The organism is Roseisolibacter sp. H3M3-2 (genome assembly GCF_029211165.1).
Taxonomy (GTDB): domain Bacteria; phylum Gemmatimonadota; class Gemmatimonadetes; order Gemmatimonadales; family Gemmatimonadaceae; genus Roseisolibacter.
On record NZ_JARGEK010000684.1, the window covers coordinates 1 to 1,045 of the forward strand.

At 79.7% G+C, this 1,045-nt stretch carries 1 protein-coding gene; it reads left to right on the forward strand.

The features are described from left to right. Positions 1-154 precede the first annotated feature (154 nt). Positions 155-1,045, forward strand: an 891-nt coding sequence (locus tag PYV61_RS25720) for a hypothetical protein (RefSeq protein WP_275836738.1), incomplete at its 3' end; no start/stop codon positions are given.

Here is a 1,045-nt window from a genome sequence, read left to right on the forward strand (position 1 = left end):
GCGGCGTCAGGCGCTCGGGCTGCCCGGCACCGTCGCGCGCCTCGCCGCGGCGGGCGGGGTGGAGGACGCCGCGTAGCGCCGCGCGGCCGCGCGCGGCGGTGACCGCGGGGTGATCGGGCGCGGGATCTTGCCGGCACCCCTCAGCCCCCGTCCCATGCGCCTGCTCGCCCGCGCCCGCGCCGCCGCCGCGGCCGCCGCCGCGCTCCTGGCCGCCCGCGTCGGTCGCCGGCCGGCCGCCGAGCAGGAGCCAGTCGCGACGCGCGTGCACGCCGTCGGGCCGTTCGAGGTCGTCACGACCGCGCGCGGCGTCGCGCGCTCGTATTTCGACGCGGACTGGCGCCGGCACCGCGCGGACGCCGTCGACCGTCGGTACACGCTGCGCCATCGCGGCGCGCCGCTTCCCCTGCGCGGCAGGGCGGGGCAGGTCGGTCACGGCGAGGCCACGTACCGCGAGCTGCGCGGCGCCCTCACCTGGAACGGCGCCGGCGACGCCCGCGCGTCGGCGCTCGTCGCGCTCGTCGGCACCCGCGACACCGACGGCGACTTCTTCTACTTCGTCCGCGAGGTCGACGGGCGGGTGCAGGCGGAGTACGTCGCGCGGGACGCGCAGCCGGTGCTGCTCGACGGCCCGGCCGCGGGCCCGGTGCGGCGGCTGCGTCCCCCCGGCGGCCCGCCCACGCCCGTCGACGACGCCGACGACGACTACTGGAACGCGGACCGGCACCACGACCTCACCGGCGGCCGGCTCGTCTACTTCCGCGACGACCACGTCGTGCTCGACCTGCAGACGCTCGCGGTGCACCGGATGCCCCGCTCGTACGAGGGCGTCGGGGACCTCGACGTCGCGGAGCTGGCCGTGGCCGTCGCCCCCGACGGCCTGTCGATGGTGCGCCCGGCCTATCCGCGCCGCGGCGAGGACCGCCGCCTCGCGTACGAGGAGCTCACGCTGCTCGAGACCGATCTCGTCACGGGCAGGTCGGTGCCGCACCGCGCGGCCGGCGCGCCGCCCGCCGCGGGGGGCGGCCGCGAGCCCGGCGGCGACGCG